The 19,351-nt window shown below is 65.4% G+C and carries 16 protein-coding genes; 9 read left to right on the plus strand and 7 right to left on the minus strand.

The features are described 5' to 3' along the window. Positions 1–37 precede the first annotated feature (37 nt). Both zwf and ACT53K_RS06770 read right to left on the minus strand, forming a co-directional pair. A complete protein-coding gene (gene zwf, locus ACT53K_RS06765; protein ID WP_476227805.1) occupies positions 38–1,495 on the minus strand; it encodes a glucose-6-phosphate dehydrogenase in 1,458 nt (485 codons plus the stop codon). Positions 1,496–1,596: 101 nt separating this feature from the next. Then, positions 1,597–2,226: a carbonic anhydrase gene (locus ACT53K_RS06770; RefSeq protein WP_476227806.1), complete on the minus strand. Its 630-nt coding sequence runs from the start codon at positions 2,224–2,226 to the stop codon at positions 1,597–1,599. 131 nt (positions 2,227–2,357) lie between these two features. Between ACT53K_RS06770 and lipA the strand changes: the two genes are divergently transcribed. Together lipA and ACT53K_RS06780 are read left to right on the plus strand one after the other, a co-directional pair. Then, positions 2,358–3,290 (plus strand): lipoyl synthase, encoded by a 933-nt coding sequence (gene lipA / locus ACT53K_RS06775; protein WP_476227994.1) that lies wholly within the window; start codon positions 2,358–2,360, stop codon positions 3,288–3,290. After that, positions 3,290–3,781, plus strand: a complete 492-nt coding sequence (locus ACT53K_RS06780) for a type II toxin-antitoxin system RatA family toxin (RefSeq protein WP_476227807.1) — start codon at positions 3,290–3,292, stop codon at positions 3,779–3,781. Before lipA ends, ACT53K_RS06780 begins: the two co-directional genes overlap by 1 nt. On the opposite strand, the gene ACT53K_RS06785 is transcribed toward ACT53K_RS06780, so the two are convergent. Both ACT53K_RS06785 and ACT53K_RS06790 read right to left on the minus strand, forming a co-directional pair. Beyond that, the gene (locus ACT53K_RS06785; RefSeq protein ID WP_476227808.1) at positions 3,712–4,242 is read right to left on the minus strand and encodes a CinA family protein; all 531 of its coding nucleotides are present in this window, start codon (positions 4,240–4,242) and stop codon (positions 3,712–3,714) included. The two genes, ACT53K_RS06780 and ACT53K_RS06785, sit on opposite strands and share 70 nt — an antisense overlap. 54 nt (positions 4,243–4,296) lie before the next feature. Next, on the minus strand, positions 4,297–5,451 hold the full coding sequence (locus ACT53K_RS06790) for a bifunctional 2-C-methyl-D-erythritol 4-phosphate cytidylyltransferase/2-C-methyl-D-erythritol 2,4-cyclodiphosphate synthase (RefSeq protein ID WP_476227809.1): 1,155 nt from the start codon (positions 5,449–5,451) through the stop codon (positions 4,297–4,299). Positions 5,452–5,572: 121 nt separating this feature from the next. Here ACT53K_RS06790 and dusB point away from each other — a divergent pair, with 121 nt between their 5' ends. The 7 genes from dusB (at position 5,573) to hflX (ending at position 14,703) form a co-directional block, all read left to right on the plus strand. Next, positions 5,573–6,571: a tRNA dihydrouridine synthase DusB gene (dusB, locus tag ACT53K_RS06795; protein WP_476227810.1), complete on the plus strand. Its 999-nt coding sequence runs from the start codon at positions 5,573–5,575 to the stop codon at positions 6,569–6,571. Then, complete coding sequence (locus ACT53K_RS06800; RefSeq protein WP_476227811.1) at positions 6,547–7,656, plus strand: two-component system sensor histidine kinase NtrB; 1,110 nt, start codon at positions 6,547–6,549, stop codon at positions 7,654–7,656. The genes dusB and ACT53K_RS06800 overlap by 25 nt, the downstream gene beginning before the upstream one ends. Next, on the plus strand, positions 7,653–9,101 hold the full coding sequence (gene ntrC / locus ACT53K_RS06805) for a nitrogen regulation protein NR(I) (protein ID WP_476227812.1): 1,449 nt from the start codon (positions 7,653–7,655) through the stop codon (positions 9,099–9,101). The genes ACT53K_RS06800 and ntrC overlap by 4 nt, the downstream gene beginning before the upstream one ends. A gap of 58 nt (positions 9,102–9,159) precedes the next feature. Continuing rightward, a complete protein-coding gene (locus ACT53K_RS06810) occupies positions 9,160–11,412 on the plus strand; it encodes a sensor histidine kinase NtrY-like (RefSeq protein ID WP_476227813.1) in 2,253 nt (750 codons plus the stop codon). Further along, entirely contained in the window at positions 11,409–12,788 is a 1,380-nt protein-coding gene (gene ntrX / locus ACT53K_RS06815; RefSeq protein WP_476227814.1) for a nitrogen assimilation response regulator NtrX, read from the plus strand. Before ACT53K_RS06810 ends, ntrX begins: the two co-directional genes overlap by 4 nt. Positions 12,789–12,884: 96 nt before the next feature. Further along, entirely contained in the window at positions 12,885–13,406 is a 522-nt protein-coding gene (hfq, locus tag ACT53K_RS06820) for an RNA chaperone Hfq (RefSeq protein WP_476227995.1), read from the plus strand. 7 nt (positions 13,407–13,413) lie between these two features. Then, entirely contained in the window at positions 13,414–14,703 is a 1,290-nt protein-coding gene (gene hflX, locus ACT53K_RS06825) for a GTPase HflX (protein WP_476227815.1), read from the plus strand. A 12-nt stretch (positions 14,704–14,715) separates the two neighbouring features. Here hflX and mazG read toward each other — a convergent pair whose 3' ends face one another. The 3 genes from mazG to ACT53K_RS06840 are packed head-to-tail and all read right to left on the minus strand — an operon-like array spanning position 14,716 to position 19,177. Then, positions 14,716–15,468: a nucleoside triphosphate pyrophosphohydrolase gene (gene mazG, locus ACT53K_RS06830; RefSeq protein WP_476227816.1), complete on the minus strand. Its 753-nt coding sequence runs from the start codon at positions 15,466–15,468 to the stop codon at positions 14,716–14,718. Between the two features lie 59 nt (positions 15,469–15,527). Next, on the minus strand, positions 15,528–16,682 hold the full coding sequence (locus tag ACT53K_RS06835; protein WP_476227817.1) for a glycoside hydrolase family 68 protein: 1,155 nt from the start codon (positions 16,680–16,682) through the stop codon (positions 15,528–15,530). A 14-nt stretch (positions 16,683–16,696) separates the two neighbouring features. Further along, positions 16,697–19,177 carry a TonB-dependent receptor domain-containing protein gene (locus ACT53K_RS06840; RefSeq protein ID WP_476227818.1) on the minus strand — a complete coding sequence of 827 codons (2,481 nt, stop codon included), beginning with the start codon at positions 19,175–19,177 and terminating at the stop codon, positions 16,697–16,699. Positions 19,178–19,351 lie beyond the last annotated feature (174 nt).

Consider the following 19,351-nt stretch of genomic DNA (forward strand, 5'->3'; position numbering starts at 1 on the left):
GGAGGGGAGCAAAGGAAGGAAAGGCGCTCGCCCCCCCTCATTCGTGCCAGTGCACCCCATCACGCTCGGTAAGCGCGATCGAAAGCGAGGGCCCCCAGCTACCCGAGGCATAGGGCTTAGGCTTGAGGTCGTTGGCTTCCCAGCCGGCGCGGATCGCGTCGATCCATTCCCATTGCGCCTCCACTTCATCACGGCGGACGAATAGTGTGGGATCGCCTTCGATCAGGTCCAGCAGCAGGCGCTCATAGGCGATGCGGCGGCGCGTGCCGGCAAATTCCGCGTCGAGGCTGAGGTTCAGCGGCACTTCGCGCAGGCGATAGCCTTCGCGGTCGAGGCCCGGCTGCTTGGCCATCACCAGCAGCTGGACATATTCTTCCGGCTGCAGGCGGATCACCAGCGCGTTGGGCTGGAGCATCCCGCCACGATCGGCGAAGATCGAATGCGGCACCGGCTTGAACTGGATGACGATTTCGGAGCGGCGCTCGGCCAGCCGCTTGCCGGTTCGCAGGTAGAAGGGCACGCCCTGCCAGCGCCAGTTGTCGACATGCGCCTTGATCGCAACGAAGGTTTCGGTGCGCGAGTCCTTGCCGAGATCGGTGGTATAGTCGCGGACGATCTCGCCCTTCACCGCGCCGCCGCCATATTGGCCGATGACGGTAAGGTTGGGCGCTTCGGCGGCCGGGATCTTGCGTAGCGAGCGCAGTACCTTGACCTTCTCGTCGCGCACCGAAGTGCCGTCGAGCCGGGCAGGGGGCTCCATCGCGATCAGCGCGACGAGCTGGAGCATGTGGTTCTGCACCATGTCGCGCAGTGCGCCGGTGTCGTCATAGAAGCCGGCGCGGCCTTCAAGGCCAACCGTCTCCGACACGGTGATCTGCACGCTGTCGATACCGCGTGCGTTCCAGACCGGCTCGAACAGCGAATTGCCGAAGCGCAGCGCCAGGATGTTCTGAACAGTTTCCTTGCCGAGATAATGGTCGATCCGGAAGATTCGCTCCTCGGGGAAGGCGGCAGCGACGATGTCGTTGATCTCGCGGCTCGATTCGAGGTCGCGGCCAAGCGGCTTTTCGAGGCTGATCCGAACATTATCGCCCGCAAGCCCGGCCGATTGCAGCCCCTTGATCGTCGGGCCGAACAGCCACGGCGCGGTCGACAGGAAGATCGCCAGGCCGCCGGAAATGTCGCCGATCTTGTCCTTCAGTGCCGCGAAGCCATCGATCGTCGAGGCGTCGAGCGGCTGATAGGCCAGCCGGTCCAGAAAGCCGGCGACAGCGCTGTCGTCCTTTCGATCGGCGGGCAGAAACTGGTCGAGCGCCTTGTGGGCAAAGTCGCGGAAGCCCGCATCGTCCATTTCCGACCGGGCCGTACCGGTGATGGTCAGGCCTTCGGGGAGCAGTCCGTCCGCATGCAGTGCATAGAGCGAAGGGAGCAGCATTCGCTGGGCGAGGTCGCCGGTGGCTCCGAACAGCAGCAATTTGCCCACGGGCTGTTGCATCTTTTGCCTCTCGATTGATGTGCGATCGCGAGACACCAACCCGCAGCAAAGATCAAGCGCGCGGGCACGGCGGCGGCATCAAATTCCTGCGGGAAAGCCGTTCAGGCAGGGCCGAAGCTACCGTCTTCCCGCATCAGGTGAAGCACGCCGTCTGCAATTGCGAAATAGGCGCCATGGATCTTCAGCCGCCCAGCCGCCTCGCGCTCCGGCACGAAGGGGAAGGTCCGCAAGTTGGCGATCGAGACCCGCACGGTTTCCTGTTCCATCGCGCGAACGGCTGCCGGCCCTTCGCCGAATTCGTTGACAATGCGCTCACGCGCGCCGTCGAGCATGTCGACCCAATGGGCAATGAACCCGCCTTCGCCGTTTTCCGCATCCGCAAAGCGGCGGGTCAGCGCCGCATGGGCACCGCCACAGGCGCCGTGCCCCATCACGACGATCTCGGGCACTTCCAGCTGCGTGACGGCAAATTCCAGCGCGGCAGAAACGCCGTGGCGTCCCCCGCCGGTTTCGAACGGCGGAACCAGATTGGCAACGTTGCGCACGACGAAGATTTCGCCGGGCGAGGTGTCAAAGATCTGGGCAGGGTCGACGCGGCTGTCCGAACAGGCGATCACCATGACCTTGGGGCTTTGCCCCTCCGAAAGCTCTGCCCATCGCGTGCGCTGCGCGCTCCAGCCCTGCTCGCGGAATCGGTGATAGCCCGACACCAGTGCATCAAATCCAGCCATGCCGCTCCGACTATACCCGTACCTGCGGCTTGTCGACCGGCTGCCGTACCGCTCATCGCTTTCACTTGTGGTTGCGCACGTTGCAATTTCCGGGGCTGGCGAAACGCCGCGCGGCGCTCTATCTGCCGGCCATGAACGAGCAGACTCCGCTGTCGCGCCCGGAGCGCGTCCGCAAGCCCGACTGGATCCGCGTCAAGGCGCCGACGTCGGAGGGCTTTGCCAAGACCCGTGCGCTGATGCGCTCCAAGAACCTCGTCACCGTATGTGAAGAGGCGGCCTGCCCGAATATCGGCGAGTGCTGGACCAAAAAACACGCCACTGTGATGATTCTGGGCGATGTCTGCACGCGCGCCTGCCGCTTCTGCAACGTCAAGACCGGCATGCCGCGCAAGGTCGATCCGCTTGAGCCCGTGCATGTGGCGGAAGCTGCCGTGCAGATGGGGCTGGAGCATATCGTCATCACTTCCGTTGACCGCGATGACCTGCCCGATGGTGGCGCGAGCCAGTTCGTGAAGGTGATCGAGGCGATCCGAAAGGCGAGCCCGACCACCACCATCGAAATCCTGACGCCAGATTTCCGCAACAAGCATGAGGCGGCCGTTGAGGCGATCGTCGCGGCGCGGCCCGACGTGTACAATCATAATCTGGAGACAGTGCCCCGGCTCTATCCCACCATCCGCCCCGGCGCGCGCTATTATGCGTCGCTGCGGTTGCTCGAGATGGTGAAGAAGCTCGATCCGTCGATCTTCACCAAGTCCGGGATCATGCTGGGCCTGGGCGAGCAGCGGCTGGAGGTCCATCAGGTGATGGACGATATGCGCTCCGCCGACATCGATTTCCTCACGATGGGCCAGTATCTCCAGCCGACGCCGAAGCATGCCAAGGTGGAAGAGTTCGTCACGCCGCAGGCATTCCAGGCCTATGGCGCGATTGCCCGGGCCAAAGGCTTCCTGCAGGTGGCCTCGTCGCCGCTCACTCGTTCCAGCTATCATGCCGGTGAGGATTTTGCCGAGATGCGCGCGGCGCGTGAAGCCAAGCTGGCCAAGGCGAGCGCCAAGGCCTGATGCCCAAGCACAGCGAAACCCGGCAGCTGCCCTATTCGCCGGAACAGATGTTCGATCTGGTCGCCGATGTCGCGCGCTACCCGGAATTTCTCCCTTGGGTCAGTGCGATGCGGGTTCGATCTGATACGGAATCTCAAGTGGTTGCCGACATGATCGTCGGCTTCAAAAGCCTGCGCGAGACGTTCACGTCGCGGGTGGCCAAGGTGCGGCCGGAAAGCGTGCATGTCGATTATGTCGACGGGCCGCTCAAGCACCTGACGAACGACTGGAAGTTCCGCCCCGACGGGCAGGGCGGCTGCTATGTCGATTTCTGCGTCGATTTCGCGTTCAAGAACCGGGTGTTCGAGATGCTCGCCGGCCAGGTGTTCGACCGCGCGCTCCGCAAGATGATCCAGGCATTCGAGGATCGCGCGGCGCAGCTTTATGCCTCTGGCTCGCCGTCGGGCTCGGGTGACGGCATCAACAAGTCGAGCGCGCACAACGCCGCCTGAAGACGCACGCCGCCGCGACCGTTATTCTCGAAGTGGCGCGCATCGGCAACGACATGCTTGGGGTCCGCCCCGCGGATCGCCTGCGCGAACACCACCGTACCGACAGGCTTCTTCTCGCTGCCGCCATCGGGACCGGCAATGCCGGTGATCGCCACGGCAACATCGGCATTGGTCCGCTGCAATGCGCCCTGCGCCATGCTCCAGGCGACGGCAATCGAGACGGCGCCGAAGGTCTCGAGCACGTCCAGGCTCACCTTCAACACGTCCATCTTGGCGTCGTTAGAATAGGTGATGAAGCCAGCCTCGAACACGTCGGACGAGCCGGGCAGTTCGGTCAGCGCGGCCGAGACCAGCCCGCCGGTGCAGCTTTCCGCCACCGCGATACGGCGGCCGGCGGCGCGGTTCGCTTCCAGCACCTTGCGGGCGGCATCGACGAGTTCGGGAGGGAGAATCGTATCCATGGCTTACTCGCCTTGCCACCGTCTTGGGGACGTTTCGAGTCTGTTCATCGGCGGTCAGGCCGTTTCCGGTATGCGGATGGTCGCAATCGCCTGCGCCGCCATGCCTTCGCCGCGCCCGGTAAAGCCCAGCCGCTCCGTCGTGGTCGCCTTCACGCTCACCTGATCGCTGCGCAGCCCCAGAATCGCCGCGATCGAGGTGCGGATCGCCTCGCGATGCGGGCCGATCTTGGGTGCCTCACAGATCAGCGTCAGGTCGATAAAGTCGATAATGCCGCCCTTGGCAGTCACCAGCGACGCCGCATGTTCGAGAAACTGTGCGGAGGCGGCACCGCGCCATTTCGGGTCATTTGGCGGAAAATGCGTGCCGATATCGCCGTCTCCGATCGTGCCGAGCAGCGCGTCGGTTATGGCATGCAGCGCGACATCGGCGTCGCTATGTCCGGACAGCCCTTGATGATGCGGAATGCGGACGCCGCCCAGCCACAATGCCTCGCCGGCTGCGAAGCGATGCACGTCATAGCCGGTGGCGGTGCGCACCCGCATCGCGGCGGCCAGACGGGCTTCGGCGGCAGCAAAATCGGCGGGGTGCGTGATTTTCTCGAGCATCGGGTCTCCGGGGACGATGGTTACGCCATGCCCTGCGTGGCGCACCATCTGGGCATCGTCGGTAGCCTCACGTTCGGACGGCCATTGACGGTGCGCAGCAAGTACTGCTTCGAAGGCGAAGGCCTGCGGCGTCTGAACGCGATACACGCCGTCGCGGGGCACGGTGCCACCCATAAGCCCGTCAACCTGGACGAGCGTGTCAGCCACCGGCAGCGCCGGTATCGCTCCGTCGAAGGAGTCGAGCGCGCCCAGCAAATCGTCGATCACGCGCCCCGGAAGAAAGGGGCGGGCGGCATCGTGAATCAGCACGCGGGTAAAGCCCTGATCGGCCAGGCATTCCAACCCCGCCAACACCGATTCCCGGCGCGTTGCACCGCCCGTCACGAACGGCACCGTGCCCAGCGCCTCGGCAAGGAGGTCTTCCTGTCCCGCGCCGATCACCGTCAGCACGCTTTCGATCGCCGAATGGGCGGCAAGCGCGGCGTGCGCCCGGGCGATGACCGGAACGCCACCCAGCCGCGCATATTGCTTGGGCACGCTACCCCGGGCGCGCGTACCATTACCGGCGGCGACGAGGATTGCGGCAGTGCGATGCGACGTCATGGCCGCGCCCGTTAGCCGAGTTGAATGCGAAGGGGTAGGGGCTCGCGAGCCTTCCCAATCTCCTGCCTTGCCCCAGGCGGCTGGCGACGCTACATGCGCTGCTTAATTTTCAGGCAGAATGATGAGCGAACTCGCCCCCATCCAGATCGGCCCGGTCCGGGTCGAAGCGCCGGTGCTGCTTGCACCGATGACCGGCGTGACCGACCTGCCGTTCCGCCGCGCGGTGCGGCGCTATGGTTCGGGCCTCAACGTCACCGAGATGATCGCCAGCGCGGCTGCGATCCGCGAGACGCGCCAGTCGATCCAGAAGGCTGCATGGGATCCGATCGAGGAGCCCGTGTCGATGCAGCTGGTCGGCTGCACGCCCTATGAAATGGGCGAGGCGGCGAAGCTCAACGAGGATCGCGGCGCGTCGATCATCGACATCAACATGGGCTGCCCGGTCCGCAAGGTGACGAACGGCGATGCCGGATCGGCGCTGATGCGCGATCTGGACCATGCCGGGGCGATCATCCGGGCCTGCGTCGATGCCGTGCGCGTGCCGGTTACGGTGAAGATGCGGATGGGCTGGGACCATGACAGCCTCAACGCGCCCGAACTGGCGCGGATTGCGCAGGATCTCGGCTGCAAGCTGGTGACGGTGCATGGCCGCACCCGCAACCAGATGTATCGCGGCAGCGCCGACTGGAGCTTTGTTCGGCGCGTGAAGGACGCAGTGACGATCCCGGTTATCGTCAACGGCGACATCTGTTCGGTCGAGGATGCCCGTGAAGCGCTGCGCCAGTCGGGCGCCGACGGTGTGATGATCGGGCGCGGTGCCTATGGCAAGCCCTGGATCCTGCGCCAGGTAATGGACGCCCTGACCGGAAAGGGCGAACGACCAGAACCGTCCGTTGAAGAACAATATCGCGTTATTACAGAGCACTATGTCGATACGCTCAGCCATTATGGCAACGAGGTCGGCGTCAACATGATGCGCAAGCACCTCGGCTGGTACACCAAGGGGCTGCCGGGCTCGGCTGAGTTCCGCAACAAGGTGAACCAGGTCGCCGACGCGGTGATGGTGCTCGACATGCTCGCAGAATTCTACGGCCCGTGGCTTTCCCGCGCGGCGGCCTGAGGCGCGCCAAGCCGCGCCCGGCCGGCGGACCGAATTTCGGCGAGCTGTTCGGCGCGCTGCCGCTCGCCGTGCTCGTCATCGACCCGGATGGGCGCATCGCGCATGCGAACTCCGCCTGCGAAACGCTGCTGAATCATAGCGAAACATCGATGGTCGGGCAGCCGTACGACGCCGTTCTGCTTCCGCCCGAGGATTATTCGGAGCGGCGCGACGGGCGGGGGTTTGCCGCGTTCGACACTGAAATCACCGCAGTGCGCGGCGCCCGTATCCGCGTTGACTTTCTCGAAACCCAGGTGGCCGATCATCCCGGCTGGCGCATCGTCACGCTGCATCACGCCCCCCAGGCACGGCGGTTGGCGCAGGGGATGGACCGCAGCGCCGGTGCTCGCGCCGCCGTGGGGGCGGCCGCCATGCTCGCGCACGAGATCAAGAATCCCCTCTCCGGCATTCGCGGTGCTGCGCAGTTGCTGGAAGGCGACAGCGACGCCGTAACGCACCGCGAGCTCACGCGCCTCATCACCACCGAAGTCGACCGTATCGCTGCGCTGATCGACCGGATGCAGGACTTCACGGACACACGGCCGCTGAAGCTGGTGCCGACGAACGTCTATCCGCTGCTCGATCATGCCCGCCGCGTCGCGCTGGCCGGCTTCGCGCGCGGCATGGTGATCGAGGAGCGGTTCGACCCCTCGTTGCCCGACGTGCTGCTCGATCATGACGCCTTTCTGCAGGTGCTGTTGAACCTGCTCAAGAACGCGGCCGAGGCGCTTGGCGGGCTCGCGCAGCCGCGGATCATCCTGTCGACTGCCTATCGCCACGGCATGTCGGTCAGCGCGGGGCCAGGCCAGCCCCGCCGGCCGTTGCCGATCGAGATCCTGGTGATGGACAACGGGCCCGGCGCCCCCGCCGATATTGCCGAGCATCTGTTCGAACCGTTCGTTTCCGGCAAACCGGAGGGCAAGGGACTGGGGCTGCCGCTGGTCGAAAAGCTGGTGCGCGCGATGGGCGGCATCATTCAATATGCCCGCGAGCGCGAGCCCGAACTCACCGTTTTCCGCATCCTTTTGCCGCGAGCCAATGCATGAACAGCCCCGGGTCCGTTCTGGTCGTCGATGACGATGCCGCCATCCGTACCGTCGTCGCGGCGGCGCTGAAGCGCGAGGGGCATCGCGTCGTCACCGCCGCCAGCATCGCCGAGCTGCACCGCGCGCTTGCTACAGGGCTACCCGATGTGCTCGTCACCGATGTGGTGCTGCCGGACGGTAACGGGCTCGATGTCGTATCGGGCCTGCTCGGCGAACATCCCAGTCTGCCGGTCATCGTTTTTTCGGCGCAGAACACGCTGGCGACTGCCGTGCGGGCGACCGAGGTCGGCGCGTTCGATTATCTGCCCAAGCCGTTCGACCTCGATGCGCTGACCCATGCGGTGCAGAGCGCGATGGCACGCGGGCGGCGGCGCCCCGCCGATCTGCCCGACGCCGATCAGGGCGGCGGCCATTCGCTGATCGGCCGCTCGCCGGCGATGCAGGAAGTCTATCGGGTGATCGCCCGGGTCGTCGCCAACGACCTGACGGTGCTGATCTCGGGCGAGTCGGGCACGGGCAAGGAACTGGTTGCGCGGGCAATCCACGATCTGGGGCCGCGTCGGCGCGCGCCGTTCGTCGCGCTCAACATGGCTGCGATCCCGCGCGAGCTGATCGAGGCCGAATTGTTCGGCCACGAACGCGGCGCCTTTACCGGGGCGCAGACCCGGGTGGCGGGCAAGTTCGAGCAGGCTGCCGGGGGCACGCTGTTCCTCGACGAAATCGGCGACATGCCGATGGACGCGCAGACCCGGCTGCTGCGCGTATTGCAGTCGGGCGAATTCACCACCGTGGGCGGAGCGCGGACGATCCGTGCCGATGTCCGCATCGTCGCTGCGACCAACAAGGATCTCGGGCAACTGGTGCAGCTCGGCCAGTTCCGCGAGGATCTCTTCTACCGCCTGAACGTCGTCCCGATCAGCCTGCCTGCGCTGCGCGACCGCCGCCAGGACATTCCGCTCCTCGCACGCCACTTCCTTGACCGCGCCGCCGAAGACGGACTGCCACGCAAGCAGCTCGACAAGGACGCGGTGATGTTGCTCGAAAAGCTCGACTGGCCGGGCAATGTCCGCGAGCTGGAAAACCTCATGCGCCGCATGGCAGCGCTTTCGCGTGACGAGTGGATCGACGCGGCAGCCCTGCGGCGGGCCTTGGGAGAACCGGGTGTCGCGGCGCCTGTGGCCTATGATGCCGGCATCGAAGCGGCGATCCGCGCCCGGCTGGAGCGGATCGCGATCGAAGAGCCGCGGACGCTGGATGACGGTACCCTGTATGACCGCATTATCGGCGAAGTGGAGCGGCCGCTGATCGAAATGATGCTGGCACGCCATCAGAACAACCAGCTGCGGGCCGCGCGGGCGCTGGGCATCAACCGGAATACGCTGCGCAAGCGGCTCGATACGTTGGGCATCGATGTGGGGAACGGACGTCCGGACGGCACGGTCTGAGGCCGGACTGCACAAATATGTGTTTTCTACGCCACGCAAGCGTTGTATTCCGGCAACGATGTCTAGACTGGTCGAGCCGATTGCTGAGGTTTCACCGCCCCCAAGGCGGTTCGGTGTAACGCCAGGCGTCGAACTCGGCCTGCTCGCAATTGCCATGGCTGTGGCCGCCAGCACCTATTTTGTGGTGGCCAGCCGCAGCGATTCGGAGCGGTTGCTGACCCCACCGTTGGTGGCGCTGCTGCTCGTTGCAAATCTGCTCGCCTTCGGGTCGCTGATCGTGCTTGCCGGTAGGCGGATCGCGCGTCGGCGCGCTTCCCGTTCCGCCGCGGGGGGCGATGGGCGCCTCCATGTGCGGCTGGTGGCGATTTTCTCGATTCTGGCCAGCGTGCCGACGGTGCTGCTCGCCGTGATTGCGTCGCTGCTGTTCCAATATGGCGCGCAATTCTGGTTCTCGCCGCGCACCCGCGCGATGATCGACAATTCGCAGCAACTCGCAACGGCGTCGTACAAGGCGCTGATGAGCTATGTCGACAATGAGAATGTCGCCATGGCGAACGATTTGCGCACGATGCTCCTCGATTATCACTGGTCGCCGGAGAGCCGCGAATTCGTCAACACCTTCGCGCAGGATGTGTGGCAGCGAAGTCTTTCCAACGCGGTGCTGTTCACCATCGCTTCCAACGGGGAAGTACGGACGATCGCCATCGTCAAGAATTCCGATCGCAACCCGATGGCCGATGTCAGTTTCGAGGACGTGAAGAAGCTCCAGGCGAGCACCCAGAGCGTTGTCGGAACCAACGCAAAGCGGACTTACTCGCTGGCCCGCGTGATCGGCACGGAATATTATCTCTATGCGACCCGCGAAACCGGGGCGCAGGAAATGGCGGACCGGCTGACGCAGGTGAAAAGCGTCCTGACCGACTATTCATCGCTGCTCGAACGCACGCGATATCTGCAAATCCGCTTCAATATCGCGCTGCTCGTCATTTCGTTGCTGGTGATCGGCGTCGTGGTTTTCGCGGCGATCGCGGTTGCGGACCGCCTGGTCCGGCCGGTGAACGCTTTGGTGGGCGCAGCGCGGCAAGTGGCCGGCGGCGACCTGACTGCGCGCGTGCCGGTCAGCCGGACCGGCGACGAGCTTGCTACGCTCGGCAGTGCCTTCAACCGCATGACCGAACGGCTGGAGGACCAGACCAATGCGCTGGTAACTGCAAATGCCCAGCTGGACAGCCGCCGTGCCCTTATCGAGGCCGTGATGTCGGGGGTGTCGGCGGGTGTCATCTCGATCGATGCGCAGCGCAACGTCCGCCTGATCAACGAGTCCGCCAAGGCGCTGCTCCATCATGGCACCGAAGACCCTGTCGGGCGACCGCTAGCCGCCGTCGCACCCGAGCTGGAAGCACTGCTCAACAGCGGCGACCGGGAAGGTATCGTCCAGGTCCAGGCCGAAGGCGAGGCGCGGACGCTGGCAGTGAAGGTGACGTCCGACGAAGGCGGCCAGGTGCTGACCTTTGACGACATCACCCAGCAGCTCAACGACCAGCGCCGCGCCGCCTGGTCGGACGTCGCCCGCCGTATTGCGCACGAAATCAAGAACCCGCTTACGCCGATCCAGCTGGCCGCCGAGCGGCTCCAGCGCCGCTATGGCAAGCAGGTTGACCAGAGCGACGGCGTGTTCGCGCGGCTGACCGACACGATCATCCGCCAGGTCGGCGACCTGCGGCGGATGGTCGACGAATTCTCTTCCTTCGCGCGCATGCCCAAGCCTTTGTTCCGCCAGGAATCGCTGCTCGACATCGCGCGCCAGTCGATGTTTCTGCACGAAGTCGCCCACCCGGCGATCCGCTTTACGCTCGATGCGCCGGACCCGGCGCCGCTGCTGGTGTGCGATCGCAGGCAGATCGGCCAGGCTCTCACCAATATCGTCAAGAACGCCGTCGAAGCGATCGAGGCGCGGGAAGGGGAGGCGATCGATCCGGGTGAAGTCCATCTCGCCATCACCGGGCAGCAGGGCAAGGTTGTGCTGACGCTGGAGGATAATGGCGTCGGCCTTCCCGTCGAACGCGACCGCATTGTCGAGCCCTATATGACCACGCGCAGCCGTGGCACCGGGCTCGGGCTCGCCATCGTCAAGAAGATCGTGGAGGAACATTTCGGCACGATCGCGTTCGGCGATCGGGCCGGTGGCGGCACATGCGTCACGCTTTGCTTCGATACGACGATGCTGGCCGGCATCGCCACGCAAGAACCTGCGCCGGGCGCGAATGATCCGCGACCCGCCGCCCTTACCAGAACCGGAAACAAGTCATGAGCCTCGATATCCTTGTCGTCGACGACGAACGCGACATCCGCGAGCTGGTCGCGGGCGTGCTGGAGGATGAGGGCTATGCCACCCGCGCCGCCGCCGACAGCGACTCCGCACTGGAAGCGATCGCGGAGCGTCGCCCCAGCCTGGTGTTGCTCGACGTTTGGCTGCAGGGGTCGCGGCTCGACGGGCTGGAGCTGCTGGACGAGATCAAGCGGCGCGATTCCTCCATCCCCGTGCTGGTGATTTCGGGCCACGGCAATCTCGACACCGCCGTCGCCGCCATCCGCCGCGGCGCGGCCGATTTCATCGAAAAGCCGTTCGAGGCCGGCCGCCTGCTGCTGATGGTGGAGCGCGCGACCGAGACCGAACGCCTCCGCCGCGAAGTCGCGTCGCTGCGCGCCTCGGCGGGCCGCAGCACCGACCTGACCGGCGCTTCGAGCGCCATCAACACCGTCCGCGCCACCTTGAAGCGCGTCGCGTCGACCGGCAGCCGCGTACTGATCACCGGCGGTCCCGGCGTCGGCAAGGAAATCGCCGCACGGCTGCTGCATGGCTGGAGCCAGCGTGCCGATGCGCCCTTCGTGATCGTCAGTGCCGCGCGGATGACGCCCGAGCGCGTCGAGGAGGAATTGTTCGGGGTAGAAGAGGGCGGCGATCTGGTCCGCACCGGCCTGCTCGAACAGGCGCATGGCGGCACGCTGTTTCTGGACGAGATTGCCGACATGCCGGTCGCGACGCAGGCCCGCATCTTGCGGGTGCTGACCGACCAGAGCTTCAGCCGCGTCGGCGGCACGCGGACCGTGAAGGTGGATGTGCGCGTCGTCTCTGCCACCTCGCGCGACCTGATGGCAGAGATTGCCGCCGGGCGCTTCCGTGAAGACCTCTATTACCGTCTCAACGTAGTACCCGTCGGCATTCCGCCGCTCACCGACCGGCGCGAAGACATCCCTGTGCTCGTCGAGCATTTCGTCGCGCATTACGCTTCCGAACGCCGCGTGCCGACGCCCGAAATAGCACCCGACGCCATGGTGGCGCTGCAAAGCTATGAATGGCCGGGCAATGTCCGCCAGTTGCGCAACGTAGTGGAGCGCACGGTTATCCTTGCCCCTGGCGACCGGATCGGCCGCATCGACCTGGACCTGCTGCCTCCCGAAGTGCTGGGGCGGACAGCGGATGCCGGCGGCGGCGTCGGCTCCAGCGCGATCATGGGCGCACCGCTCAAGGAAGCGCGCGAAAGCTTTGAGCGCGAATATCTGCGCGTCCAGATCCGCCGCTTCTCGGGCAATATCTCGCGGACTGCCAGCTTCATCGGCATGGAGCGATCGGCGTTGCATCGCAAGCTGAAGCTGCTGGGCATTACCGACACGCGCGACGACTGAGCGCTGCCTATGGACGGCCGGCCCCGAAAACCCTAGATTACGCACCGGCGCCGAGGTGGCGCCACCCCGACGCCGGGAACGGCGCACCGCGGGCAAATCCCGCCAAGAATTAGAAGGAGTGCGACGGTGGCCGAAAAGCAGACCTCGCTTCAGGACTTGTTCCTCAACTCGCTGCGCCGGTCGAAGGCGCCGGTTACGATGTTCCTGGTGAAGGGCGTGAAGCTCCAGGGTATCGTAACCTGGTTCGACAATTTTTCGGTGCTGCTCCGCCGCGACGGTCAGTCGCAGCTTGTCTACAAGCACGCCATTTCGACGATCATGCCCTCCGGCCCGATCGACCTGACTGCGCTGCTCGATGCCGCTGGCGAGTTCCAGCACAAGAACCCGGTGCTGCAGGAAATCTTCCTGAATGCCGTGCGCAAGGCGCAGGAGCCCGTCACCATGTTCCTGGTGAACGGCGTGATGCTGCAGGGCCAGATCGCGGCATTCGACCTGTTCTGCATGCTGCTCCAGCGTGAGGGCCAGGCCCAGCTGGTCTACAAGCACGCCGTTTCGACCATCCAGCCGGCACACCCGCTGAACCTGGCCGAGGAAACCAACGGCGGCGACGGCGATTGACGCCTGCATGAGCACTGGTTTCGAGCGCGACCCCGACGAATTCACACGGGGCGCACGGGCGCTCGTCGTCTATCCCGATATGGGCGCAAGCGCGCGCGATGCCGAGGCGCGGCTGGAGGAAACCTCCGGCCTCGCCGCGGCGATCGGCGTGGAGGTGCGCGAAAAGGTGGCGGTAAAGCTCCGCAAGCCCAAGCCCGGCACGCTGATCGGCTCTGGACAGGTCGAGGCGCTGGCCGAAACGGTGCGCGATCAGGAATTGCAACTGGCGGTGTTCGATGCGGCGCTGACGCCGGTGCAGCAGCGCAATCTGGAAACTGCGCTTGGCTGCAAGGTCATCGACCGCACCGGGCTTATTCTCGAAATCTTCGGCGAACGCGCCCGCACGGCCGAGGGGCGGTTGCAGGTCGAACTCGCGCATCTCGATTATCAGGCAGGCCGGCTGGTGCGCAGCTGGACTCACCTCGAGCGGCAACGCGGCGGCTTCGGCTTTCTTGGCGGTCCGGGCGAAACCCAGATCGAGGCCGACCGTCGGCTGATCCGCGACCGCATGGCGCGGCTGAAGCGCGAGCTCGACCAGGTCAGCCGCACCCGCACGCTGCACCGCGAACGCCGCCAGCGGGCGCCGTGGCCGGTGGTGGCGCTGGTCGGCTATACCAACGCCGGAAAGTCCACGCTTTTCAATCGCCTGACCGGCGCTGACGTCATGGCGGAAAACCTGTTGTTCGCGACGCTGGACCCGACGCTGCGGCAGGTGAGCCTGCCGGGTATCGACAAGGCGATCCTGTCGGACACGGTGGGTTTCGTATCCGAACTGCCGACGCAACTGGTCGCCGCCTTCAAGGCGACGCTGGAAGAAGTAGTGTCGGCCGACCTGCTGATCCATGTCCGCGACGTCGCCCATCCCGACAGCGAGGCGCAGCGTGCCGATGTCGAGAAGGTGCTGGGCGAGATCGGCGTGTCGGAAGCGACGCCCCGGTTCGAGGCATGGAACAAACTCGACCTGCTCGAAGGCGAGGCGCGCGACGAACTGATCGCCATCGCAGCGCGGCGCAGCGACGTGATGCCGATTTCGGCGATGACCGGGGAGGGCGTTGAGGCGCTCGTAGAAGCCGTCGCAGCGCGACTGACGGAGGGGCACCGCCGCTACACGCTACGGCTCGACCCCGCCGACGGCGCCGCGGCTGCCTGGCTGCACCAGCACGGCGAAGTGCTCGACCAGCATATCGAGGGCGAGGAAGCGGTGTACGAAGTGCGGATGGCGCCCCGCGATTACGAGCGGTTCGCGACGCGGGGGTAGGGGCCTCAAGCCTCAGCCCCGTTTCACCACCTGCCAAAGGTCTTCCTTCTCGTCGAGGCTTAGACCGACGAACGCTTCGCCCGCTGCATCTTCCATCGCGCGGAAGCGCCGCTCGAACTTGCCGTTGGCTGCGCGCAGTGCCGCTTCGGGCTCGACGCCCAGCTTGCGGGCATAGTTGGCCACCGCGAACAGCAGGTCGCCGACTTCCTCGGCGCGATGGGCGTCGTCCACCGCCGTTTCCACCTCGTCCAGCTCCTCCAGTATCTTCGCGCGCGCGCCTGCCGGGTCGGGCCAGTCGAAGCCGGTGCGTGCCGCCCGCTTCTGCAGCTTTTCGGCGCGGAGCAGGGCGGGCAGGCCGATCGCCACGCCGTCCAGCGCGCTGGATGCGCCCTTGGCACCACGTTCCTCGGCCTTGATCGCTTCCCACAGGTGATGGCCGCCCTCCGCCACATCGCCGAAGATATGCGGGTGCCGCCGCTCCATCTTGTCGCTGATCGAGGTGACGACGTCGGGGAGGGCGAAATGCCCCGCTTCCTCGGCCATGCGGCTGTGGAAGATCACCTGCAGCAACAGGTCGCCGAGCTCGTCCTTCAGCTCGTCCATCGCATCGCGCTCGATCGCATCGGCGACTTCATAGGCTTCTTCGATCGTATAGGGCGCGATCGAGGCGAAGGTCTGCACCGTATCCCATTCGCAACCCCGCTCCGGATCGCGCAGCCGCGCCATGATGGCGACAAGGCGTTCGATGCCGCTGGGGCTGGTCATGGCGCGTTCTCCCGAAGATTCGGAGGACGGATAGGCAATACGGCGCGGGCCGTCGAGCGTCAGACGGCGCCGAGGATGCGCGTGTTGTCGCCTTCGACCGCAAGCTGCACCACCGGGGCCGGCGTGCCGACAAAGGCCGCGCGCGCCGCCGCGACGCTGGCGGGCGGCACGGACAGCCCGACCAGATCGGCGAAGCTCCAGACGCTGAGGTCATCAAGCACAAGCCAGCTATAGGCCTGGAAGGGTGCTTCGGGCGGGTTGGCGAGAACCAGGCCGGTGCCGTTCAGCGGCCGCCATGGCCCCTCCAGCCGATTCGCGATCAGGCCGTACAGGCCAGTCGGTCCCTTCGGATCACCCTCGGCGAATACTTTGTTCTGCGTCGACCAGAACAACAGGAACCGGCCGGCATGGGTCACGATATGCGGCCGCTCCAGTTCGTTATTGAGGCCAGTCGCGTCGACGATCGGCGGGAGCAGCGCCCAGCCATCGCCCTCGCGCCGTGCAGCGCCGATCAGGCCGTTCCAGTTCGAGGGCGCCCCCGGTCGCGAGGCCGAGAACAAGACCCACTCACTGCCATCGCCGGGGTTGCGGACCGGAAAGGGATCGCGGAACGCCTTGATCGTGCCGACCGCGCCGCCACCGGCCATGTCGCGCTGATAGAAATGGTCGTCGGGCTGAACGATTTCGCGCGGCACGCTCCAGCCGTCCACCTGCGCGCGATCGCCCGCAAAGCGCAACCTGCCCTGGGTGAAGTAGAGGCGCTGGAGGAAGCTGGTTTCCGCCTCGCCGCGCACGCCGGCAGCGGTATAGTAGAAGGAGAGGGTCGTGCCATCCGCCTCCAGCACCGCCGTGCCTGCCCATTCGCGGCTGCCCGGGTTCAGCCCTTCCGGCAGCAGCGGCCCGAAATCACGCCAGCCCCCCTCACGCTTCTGGAGCAACCGCAGGCGCGCGATTGCGTGCCGGGCGTCGGGATCCTCAAGAACCGGCGCAGTCAGCGCAATGACAAGCGGACCGCCGGGGAAGGGGACAACCCGGTTCGCCCGATCCACCACCGGCCAGTGGTCCCACAGGTCGATGCCGGGCAGCACGGCAGCCTGCGGACCGAATAGCGGCGCAGCGGCATCGCCGGGCCGGATTGCGGCCACATGGGCCGACATCCAGTGGAAGGTCTGGATGCCGGCCCCGCCCGGGGGGACTGGGTTCTGTGCGAGCATGCCCGTCCTGTCCGTCAGAAGGAGAGGCGGACCGCAGCCGACACCGTTCGGCCGTTGATCGCGCGGGCGCGAACGATGCCGTTGGCCGGGATCGTCGCGTCCTCGGCTTCGGTGAAGCCCATCACGTTGAACAGGTTGTTCGCCTGCAGCGACAGCTGGACACGATCGACCGGACGCACCTGCAGGAACGCATTGACCGTGGTGTAGCCGGGCAGCTTCAACTGGTTGGTGTCCTGGGTATAGCTCGACGTGGTGCCGACGAAGTTCGCGCCGACGGTGAACAGCTTCGTCTCATATTGCGGCGTCGCCTGGAAGACGAACTCGGCCTGACGGCGCGGGCGGTTGCCGACGACCGACGGGTTCAGCACATCGCTGACGATCTTGGCATCGGTCCAGGTGCCGCCGGCGGAAAGGCTGAAGCCACCGATCCGGTAGCTGCCCTCCAGCTCGACGCCATAGGCGCGATATTTGCGGTTGAAGAAGCGCTGGGTAGTCGCCTCGAAATTCTGTTCCTCGGTGCGCGCCCAGAAGCCCGTCGCATACAGGGCAAGGCCGTTGCTGCGATACTTCACGCCGCCTTCGGCCTGGCGCACCATGTCTACCGCCGCATCGCTGCTCACCAGACTGCCGTTGGTGGTGCTGACTGCCGGACCGAACAGCAGGCGGTCCGCATTGGCGCGGCCGCCGACGCTGTAGCGGCCGAACACCGCCAGGTCGCGGGCGATGCGATAATTGGCACCCAGCGAGTAGGAGAAATAGTCGAAGCTGTAATCGACCGGCGCCGCACTCGTCACCGGCACCACCGAAACGCGGGTTTCCGCATTCGAAATCACCCCGTCGCCATTCATGTCGCGCGAAGTGGTCCCGACCCGGTTTCCGCCCAGATCAGCACCGGCGACATTGCCCTTGGCCGTGCCGAAATCATAGCGCGCGCTGCCGTCGAGCGTGAGCTTGCCGGCGCTGTAGGTCAGCGAGGCGAACGGCGCGTTGGTATCGTAATCGACATTGTAGGTGCGGCGGCAGCATCCGCCGAAATAGGCGGCGCCATAGCCGTAAACGCCGTTCTGGGTGATCGGCGTGCCGCCGGCGCTGGTGACGTTGACCAGCGCGGCATTGCCGCCGCCGACCACGTCGGACAGCAGCGAGGTCCACAGCCATTCGGTATCGATCGTCTGCCGCGACTTGTAGAAGCCGCCGGTGAAGGAGAGGGTGCCAGCCCCCAGCGCAAAGTCACGGCTGATGCGCAGATCGTTGGTGATGTTATTGAGGCTGTTGAGCTTAGTGTCGAACACCACGATCTCGGCCAGCAAGCCGTTGCCGTTGAGCCCGCCCGGATTGGTGATCGCCTGCCCGGCCTTGGGGCCATTGGCGTAGCTGAGCGTTGCGCCGGCGCCGCCCAGCGAGGTTGCGATGGTGCTCGCCGAATCCACCGCCGCAGGGAAGTTGGAGATGAAGCGGCCGGAAATGTCGGAGAACTGGAACCGCTCGTGCAGCGTCCAGTCGCTGCCCAGCTTGACCTGGGTTTCCAGCCCGAACGACTTGACCAGCGGGTGCTGGCCGTCGCGGATATCGTCGACGACGGGATTGTTGTTGCCGTCCAGCGTCACGTTGCGCGTGATGTAGCGCGAGTGCAGCGTATCCTGGTTGATCGAGAAATTGGCGATATTGGTGTAGGTCGGGTTGCTGTCCGAGCCCGTTACCTTCACCGGGTTCGGCAGATAGCCGATTGCGCGGTCGTCCAGATATTTGCCGTAGAAACGGATGAATCCGCCGCTGAATTCCTTGGTGACGTTCAGCTTGAGCTGGCCGCCCTTGTTGCCGTCATAGCCGGCCGCACGCGGGCCTTCGCCCTGCCGATAGAAGCCGCCGACATGAAAGCGCAGGCTGCCCGACAGATGGGCACCGTAGTCGAAGTCGACGCGGTTCTCGCCATAGTCGAGCCCCTTGCTGAACTGCACGGCGCCGCCCTGCGTCTCGCCGGTCTTCGAAATCAGGTTGATCACGCCGCCCGGCGAATTGGAAGCGAAGGTGGAGGCGGAGCCGCCACGGATCGCCTCGACGCGCGCGACGTTGAAATCGGCACGCAGGAAAATGTCGGCATTGCCGAAAGTGATGTCGCCATATTCCAGCACCGGCATGCCGTCTTCCTGCAATTGCAGGAACTTGGCGCCGCCCGACGCGACCGGAAGGCCGCGCACGGCGATATTGGCATTGCCTTCACCGCCCGAGCTTTCTGAACGGATGCCGGGAATATTGCGGAACACTTCAGCGACGGAGCGCGGCGCGCTCTGCTGAATGGCATTTGCGTCTAGCGAGCTGACGGAAATCGAGCTGTCGAGCCGGTTGCTGCTCTTCGCCACTGCGGTCACGATGATCTCATCGCCGCCCGAAGGCACGGCATCGGGCGCCGCAGCCGGAGCGGAATCGGTCTGGGCGAACGCAGGGCCGCCAAGCGCAAGCGCGGTGCCGGCCAGCAGGATGGAAAACGCCTTCATTATCACTCTCCCACGAAATGGACGGCTCTCGGGCCGACTCGTTATTGGTTGGCGTATCGCATGCGCAAACGTTTGCCAAGAGGGAAGTTGCAAACGTTTGCGCAATCCATTAGAAATCCAGTGGCCGGCATCTTCGACTGGACAGGAGAGGCGGACAAGGAGAGGAAAGAACCG

It is taken from the genome of Sphingomonas sp. DMC8 (genome assembly GCF_056314185.1).